Source organism: Vibrio sp. B181a (assembly GCF_030248375.1).
Lineage (GTDB): Bacteria > Pseudomonadota > Gammaproteobacteria > Enterobacterales > Vibrionaceae > Vibrio > Vibrio campbellii.
In genome coordinates this window covers 181,695-188,897 of the sequence record NZ_JAHGAD010000024.1, presented here as the reverse complement: position 1 = coordinate 188,897, position 7,203 = coordinate 181,695, and the positions used below count along the sequence as shown (strand labels likewise).

Sequence of the window (7,203 nt, the reverse complement as noted above, 5' to 3'; positions counted from 1 at the left end):
TAAACCGATCGGCATTACGTAAATATTGCGGGGCTTTGCAGTGACCACCATGCGTTAAGAGGGGGCGGCTCTTTTGACGCTTTCGAGTTTCTCTTTTCTATCTATGTCTCTCTCGATACTTTTCTTAATACTACGCAATCGCCGGCGTCAAACTTGGTTTGTTTCGTTCAACCACGCTGATTGAAATCGCTAGGAACAGAATGTCTTTCACAAGGAAAAAGTTCGCAATCAAAACACCGTCGGAAACTTTCCACGTATTTGGTGTCGTAACTAGGAAGCTCAGTGTCGCGAGGAAGATAACGCTTGCAGCAATACCAGAGTAGTACGCAACCGTTGGTTTTTTCAATCCTATCAATAGGCCGAGTGCGACGATGATTTCGGTTAAGCCAATGATATTAGACACGGCTTGAGCGGAAATGATGCCATATAGCCAAGACATGGCAGGGTGATTAACCACCAAAGGTTCAATTAATTTGGCTTCAGTTGGGGTGAATTTATAAATACCCAGCCAGATAAGAACAAGGGCAACACCAAATACGCCAAGGTAGTAACCAAATTGTGTCGGTTTTTGGGAAACAGATGATGTATGCATAATAACTTCTCCTATAAAAGCATGTTTTTAAATGACCGACGGTTGAATAATAAAATTCTTATATTTATGGTTATATAAAATAACGAATGCCTATATAGCAAAAAGGCAAATAACAAATAGGTTGGCTCAAATGGAATTTGTTCCTGTAGATTTATCTCGTCATTTGGATTTATGCATCGCGTTTCGAAAAGATGCGTACCAAGTCAGTTTTGGTCATCAAAATGGGTTTGATACCCAAGAAATCACCTCTTGGTTTACGTCGATTGCGGAAGATCCCCAAGCAGGCTTCTTTCATGTCATCAAAGACAATCAAATCGTTGGGCAGTTGGAGTGTCGATATCCAGTTTTAGACGAGGAAGGACATAAATTCGGTTACATCAATTTGTTCTATTTACTGCCCGAATTCCGTAATCAAGGGCTCGGTAGGCAACTGCAAGATTTTCTACTTAAACTTTTTGCCAATAACGGCTGCGGGTATGCGAGACTGAGGTATATTCCCGGAAATGACGCAGGTGAACGTTTCTATTACAAAAATGGTTGGCGTCCGGTGGGAGATCCTGGTGACCGTGGGCAATTAATGCAGATCGATTTATTGGAGTACATATGATAACAATTCGTGACTTTCAAGAAGAAGATGCCCCGACGCTCTGGGCTCTTTTCTTTAACACAGTGCGAAACGTTAATCGCAGAGATTACACCGAGCAGCAAGTGAAGGCTTGGGCGCAGGAGGGGTTTGACTCTCAGCTTTGGTTAAAGAAGATGATATCTATCCAGCCGTTTGTCGCTGAGTTAGATGGTGTCATCGTTGGTTATAGCGATGTACAGCCAAGCGGTTTAGTCGATCACTTTTTCTGTCATCATGAATATCAAGGACAAGGCGTAGGGCGTTCATTGATGACTCATGTATTCAAGCAAGCAGAAGCAAAAGGGCTAAATAGGATCTATTCAGAAGTGAGTATTACCGCTCGTCCTTTTTATGAGCACATGGGTTTTACTGTGGTGAATGAGCAGCAAATCGAAGTCCGTGGTGCTACGTTAACCAACTATGTAATGGAAAGGCACTTAGACAAAAAGGATGTGTGATCAATAAATAATCCTCGCTCAATTAGTGAGCTTGAACACAGATACCGCATGTTTTCTGCGGTGAATAAGAGTTCATTGATCTAACACCAGAATTCCTCCTCAAAAGCGCGCGCATAATTTCTCTTCGGAGTGGCGAAAGGAAGCCAGTTAAAACAGCTCCTTACGTCAGTTATCTCACGGCAAACCATCTCAGGAAGAGAAGTAGTACTATGCGCCCTTATCTCAAATACATCATCCCAACGGTGATCCCTTTGCTCATTTTGCTGATGCCACTGTCAGCGTTTCCATTCGAAGGTATGACCATCATTCAGCAGCGCGTTATCGCGATATTTTTGCTCGCTGCACTCTGTTGGGTATTTGAACCGATCCCAATTTACGCCACCTCTGTGGTGATCATCGTGCTTGAGTTGTTGCTCGTTTCCAACAAGGGCATCATTTTCTTTCGGCTTGATGAGGGAGAGCCTCATTTTGGTGAGTTGCTGCAATACAGTGACATCATGGCGACGTTCGCCAGCCCAATCATCATGCTGTTCTTAGGTGGATTCTTCCTCGCGATGGCGGCAACCAAGTATCGATTGGACGTCAACTTAGCGCGTGTACTGCTTAAGCCGTTCGGACAAAACCCGAAATACGTCATGCTGGGTTTAATGCTGATTACTGCAATCTTCTCTATGTTCATGTCGAACACAGCAACGACGGCAATGATGTTGTCGATCTTGACGCCAGTTATCGCGGTGTTTGGTCCGAAAGATCCAGGGCGCATTGCGTTTGCGTTGTGTATCCCAGTCGCGGCAAACATCGGCGGTATTGGTACTCCAATTGGTACGCCACCGAACGCGATTGCATTGAAATACCTAGTGGGTGATAACCTCATTACCTTCGGTGAATGGATGGTGTTTGGCGTCCCGTTTGTCATTGTGATGATGGCGCTAGCGTGGTTCCTGATCGATTTTCTCTACAAAGCTGAGACGACCAAAATTGACCTCAACATCAAGAGTAAATTCTTGAAAACACCGAAAGCCATTATTGTGTACATCACGTTTGCAGGCACGATTCTGCTTTGGTTGATGGGCTCAGCGCACGGCATGAACTCATACACGGTAGCGTTGATTCCGGTCGCAGTATTTTCACTGACGGGCATCATCAACAAAGAAGATCTGAAGAAGATTTCTTGGGATGTGCTTTGGTTGGTATCGGGCGGTATCGCGTTGGGTCTTGCATTAGACAAGACAGGTTTGGCGAGGCTGGTTGTTCACAGCATTCCATTCGATGAATTCTCACCTTATGTGGTGCTGTTCGGTGCGGCGTTCTTATGTTTGCTGATGGCAAACTTTATGTCTCATACCGCGACAGCGAACTTGCTGATGCCAATTATGGCCGCGCTCGGCACTTCAATGGCATCGTTAACACCTCTCGGCGGCGAAGTGACGTTGATTCTTGTGGTGACCTTTGCGGCATCACTTGGTATGTCTCTGCCAATCAGTACACCACCAAATGCGTTGGCTCACGCTACAGGTCATGTGCAAAGCAATCAAATGGCGCGCGTTGGTGTCGTGTTAGGTGTGGTTGGTGTGTTGCTGAGTTTCTTGATGGTGTGGATCCTTCACACCGTAGGACACATTGGTTAAGCCATGTACGAGAGTAAATTAGATACGCTGGTAGAGCGTTACTTCAATCATATCGAGCGTCGCATTACGGTGTCGGCAGGCTCAGTATTGATTGAACAAGACGGCTACAACGAGCGGCTCTATTACGTATTGTCTGGCGAGCTTGCTGGCTATTTCTCGGAGGATGGCAAAAAGCAGACTCAAGTGTTTGCGGCATCTAAGGGGGCGTTTATTGGCGTGCACAGTTTCTTCTCTGGAACGTGGACTGCCTCTTCAACGGTGATTGCACAAACGGACGTAGAATTAGCGTGGATTGAGCGCAATACGCCAGCGGTAGAAGCAAGTAAGTACGGCCCTTTAACCGCGCAGTTTATGCCCGTAATGGTTAACGAGCTTTCTCGCCGTCAACGCCGAGCGATGCAAGAAGCGTTGGGCAAAGAGAAGGCATTGCAAAAACTGCATACCGCAGAGCAAATGACGACACTTGGTCAACTTGCTGCAGGTATTGCGCATGAGCTTAACAATGCTATTGGTGTGGTAAGCAGTAAGTCAGAGCGCTTGGAATCGGTGATCATGGGATTGCTCGAAGAGGTGCATCCTGAGGCGAGTCAGTTTTTTGATTTTGGATTGATGCAAGGGCAAAAAATCTCATCGAGTGAAGCAAGAACACGAGGACGACATTTCGAGAAATATTACGGTCTGCCTAAAGATTTAGCCCGTGAGTTAGCTCGTGCTGTCCCGACCGATTACCTTAACGAGCACTGGTTAAAGCGCCCAGAAGAAGCGATTCGTTACTGGCAGATGGGGCGTGATTTGCACGATCTGCGCATTGCTTCAAAACACACCGTTGGCATCGTGAAATCAGTGAAACAGCTAGGTCGTACAGACATCGACAAAGAAGAAGGACTCAGAGTCAACGATTCCATAAACCAAGCACTTGCATTACTACAAAGCGATTTGAGACGCGTCAGTGTGCGCTTTAGTCCGGCTGATTTACCTTTGTTTGTTGGTTCGCAAACTGAGCTGGTGCAGATTTGGGTCAACATTTTAAAGAACGCTTGCGACGCGATGAGAGAGACGGATTCGCCAGCGATAGAGATACAAACGCGCGTGAGCAAGAATAAGATCTTGGTAACCATTGCGAACAACGGTCCCGAGATTGATGAAGCCACACGCAGAAAGATTTTCCGACCAAACTTCACTACCAAGAAAGGTGGGTTGTCGTTTGGCTTAGGGCTAGGGCTGTCGATCGTGAAGCGCATTGTGGCGGGCTATAACGGTTCGATTGCAGTGAAAAGCGACAGCGAAAAAACCATATTTAGAATTAAACTACCGGTAGAGGACGAACATGGACAAGCTTAATTTAATTTGCGTTGATGACCAGCGAGAGGTGTTAAGCGCGGTTCTGCAAGACTTACAGTCGTTAAGCCAGTGGCTCAACATTGAAGATTGCGAGTCTGCCGATGAAGTACTTGAATTAATGGATGAGTTGGACGCAGAAGGCGAGATGATTGCGTTGATCATTTCAGACCACGTGATGCCGGGTAAAACTGGTGTTGAGCTACTAACGGAGATTTCCAAAGACAGTCGATTTATTCGTACGCGCAAAGTGCTGCTTACCGGGCAGGCGACGCACACGGACACCATCAATGCGATCAACTCTGCGGGTATCGACCGTTACTTCGAGAAACCGTGGCAGGCAGAGCAGTTGGTAGAGTGTGTGAGAAATTTAGTCACCAAGTACATCTTCGATATGGGCTTAGACTACACCCAATACCACGAGCACTTAGATCAGAATGTTGTGTTTGATCGCTTGAGGTGACGTCAGAAAGACAAAAACTGAGCTAGAACACTCGCTAGCTCAGTTAGATTTTGTCGTTGTTTACGAAGCTATTGGTTTAAAAAGAAACTATTGGCTTAACGTGTATCGGCTTGCGCTTGCCACTGACAGGGGCTTTGAGAACCAATAACCTTGCAGATAATCCACGCCCATTTCAGCAAAGAAATCACACATCTTCGCGTCTTCAATACCTTCAATCACCACTTCGATATTTTGTTCACGACACATGGTGATCAAGAACTTCAAATACTCACGAGAAGAACGGTTGGTCAGGGTTTTCCACGCCATCGATTTATCGATCTTAATTTGCGTCATCGGCAAATCGAAGAAGCAGTTTAATGAGCTGTAGCCTGCACCAAAATCATCCATAGACAGTGAAAAACCAAGTTCTCGTAGTGTGTTCAAAGGTGCAATGGCAGCTTGGTTGTTATCCAGAATAAAGGTCTCGGTCAGCTCAAGCACAATGGCTTGCGGCTCTATGCCGACTTCATCTGTCATTGCTTTGATTTTGCTCGGGAACTCGCTATTGAGAAGCTGTAAAACAGACACGTTCACATTCACGCGAACTTGATTTTGATAGCGTTCGCGATAGCTCTTAATGAACTGACATGCCTTCTCAAACACTTGGTAGCCAAGCTCAACAATCAAGCCTTTGTTTTCTGCTACAGGGATAAACTCATCCGGGTAGATTTCGCCAAACTCTTTGCTGCGCCAACGTACCAAAGATTCGAAACTCACGACTTGCAGATCGGATGCACTGACGATTGGTTGAAACTTGACACTTAGCGTTCTCTCTTCGAGTGCGTTTTTCAAACCTTGCTCGATAAAGAAATAACGATCCACAGCATACTGGGTTTTCTGACTGTATACCGCGATGCGATCTTTGTTTTTCTCGTTCGCATATTGGCAAGTGCGCGCTGCTTTGCGAACGATTTCTTCGGCGGAATGCTCAGGGTCAATACAAGGGTATAGGCCAATGCTGATATTGCTCCCTAAGTATTGACCTTTTTCAACCACCGCATCGTGATAATTCCGCTTGATGGTTTTTGCGTAAACTTGCAGATCTTCAAGCGGCACTTCATCAAGCACTAAAATCGCAAAGTCATCGTCGTGGACTCGATAGACGGTGCAGTTTGGAGAAGGTAGGTGGCTTAAGGTTTGCAGCAGCTTCTCGACCAAGCCGTCGACAAGCTCACTGCCGTATTGGTTAAGGTAAGATTTGATTTCTTCAATCTGAATATAAAAAATCGACGCATGCGTGCTCTTGGATTCGATTAACTCATTAATATTCAAAAGCAAGTGCGCACGGTTTGCCATGCCTGATGCATTATCATGAAATGCCACTTGGTGAATATAGCTTTCCATTAACTTTCGTTCAGAAATATCTCTATGGCTGCCGACCATGTAGTGGCCGTGCTCGGTTTCTTTGGTCATTGCCACACCTTCAATCCAAACATATTGACCGTTTGGTTTGCGAAGACGATAGGTGGTTGTCACACGTTCGTTGTTGGTATTGATGTGGGCGTCAACACGTTTCGATAAGCGCTCTCTGTCTAACGGATGCACCAACTCTAGCCATTGGTCGAGGTTGACGCGTCCTGCGTTGATACCGAACTGCTCATAAAAGCATTGGTTGTAAAAAACCATACTACCGAACTCGTCCATGTAGAAGAGCCCTTCATTAAACACATCGAAGATATGAATGAAGCGTTGCTCAACGATCTGCAGAAACTCACGATCGTGCTCTGAAATGATTTGATCAACCTTGTTGGTCAAGATACTGCCTCCGCAATCCTATTTGCTGTGGAGATGAGTAAATAAATCGGGCTACACGCAAATGACATATTTTTGAAGTTTGTCCTTCTACACTGCAAATGAAACAAGTTGAACCAGATGGAAAGTCTGTTTTGTTAACGAGCCTAAAAGTTTCTGTGCAAGAGAATAATTATTAGAGTATTGCGACTAATAATCGGCATTTATAAAACTTAGTCAACAGTAAATACTATTTGTATTAAGAAGTTATTGATTCATCACCCAAAATGCCTAAATAGTCTTCATCTGTGTTGATTGTTTGAACTATC

General features: G+C 45.2%; 7 protein-coding genes. 5 read left to right on the top strand and 2 right to left on the bottom strand.

All coding sequences use genetic code 11. The features are described 5' to 3' along the window. Positions 1-130 precede the first annotated feature (130 nt). Positions 131-592 carry a DUF417 family protein gene (locus KIO97_RS12690; protein WP_285382814.1) on the bottom strand — a complete coding sequence of 154 codons (462 nt, stop codon included), beginning with the start codon at positions 590-592 and terminating at the stop codon, positions 131-133. A 130-nt stretch (positions 593-722) separates the two neighbouring features. Between KIO97_RS12690 and KIO97_RS12685 the strand changes: the two genes are divergently transcribed. The 5 genes from KIO97_RS12685 to KIO97_RS12665 all read left to right on the top strand — a co-directional run bounded on the left by KIO97_RS12685 (position 723) and on the right by KIO97_RS12665 (position 5,104). After that, positions 723-1,199: a GNAT family N-acetyltransferase gene (locus tag KIO97_RS12685; RefSeq protein ID WP_285382812.1), complete on the top strand. Its 477-nt coding sequence runs from the start codon at positions 723-725 to the stop codon at positions 1,197-1,199. Beyond that, positions 1,196-1,675 (top strand): GNAT family N-acetyltransferase, encoded by a 480-nt coding sequence (locus KIO97_RS12680; protein ID WP_045384094.1) that lies wholly within the window; start codon positions 1,196-1,198, stop codon positions 1,673-1,675. Before KIO97_RS12685 ends, KIO97_RS12680 begins: the two co-directional genes overlap by 4 nt. A gap of 209 nt (positions 1,676-1,884) precedes the next feature. Continuing rightward, positions 1,885-3,303 (top strand): DASS family sodium-coupled anion symporter, encoded by a 1,419-nt coding sequence (locus KIO97_RS12675; RefSeq protein WP_005433728.1) that lies wholly within the window; start codon positions 1,885-1,887, stop codon positions 3,301-3,303. A gap of 3 nt (positions 3,304-3,306) precedes the next feature. Next, entirely contained in the window at positions 3,307-4,644 is a 1,338-nt protein-coding gene (locus tag KIO97_RS12670; protein WP_081234023.1) for an ATP-binding protein, read from the top strand. Then, entirely contained in the window at positions 4,631-5,104 is a 474-nt protein-coding gene (locus tag KIO97_RS12665; protein WP_038889456.1) for a response regulator, read from the top strand. The genes KIO97_RS12670 and KIO97_RS12665 overlap by 14 nt, the downstream gene beginning before the upstream one ends. Positions 5,105-5,191: 87 nt before the next feature. On the opposite strand, the gene KIO97_RS12660 is transcribed toward KIO97_RS12665, so the two are convergent. Next, on the bottom strand, positions 5,192-6,898 hold the full coding sequence (locus tag KIO97_RS12660) for a bifunctional diguanylate cyclase/phosphodiesterase (RefSeq protein WP_285382808.1): 1,707 nt from the start codon (positions 6,896-6,898) through the stop codon (positions 5,192-5,194). Positions 6,899-7,203: the final 305 nt, after the last annotated feature.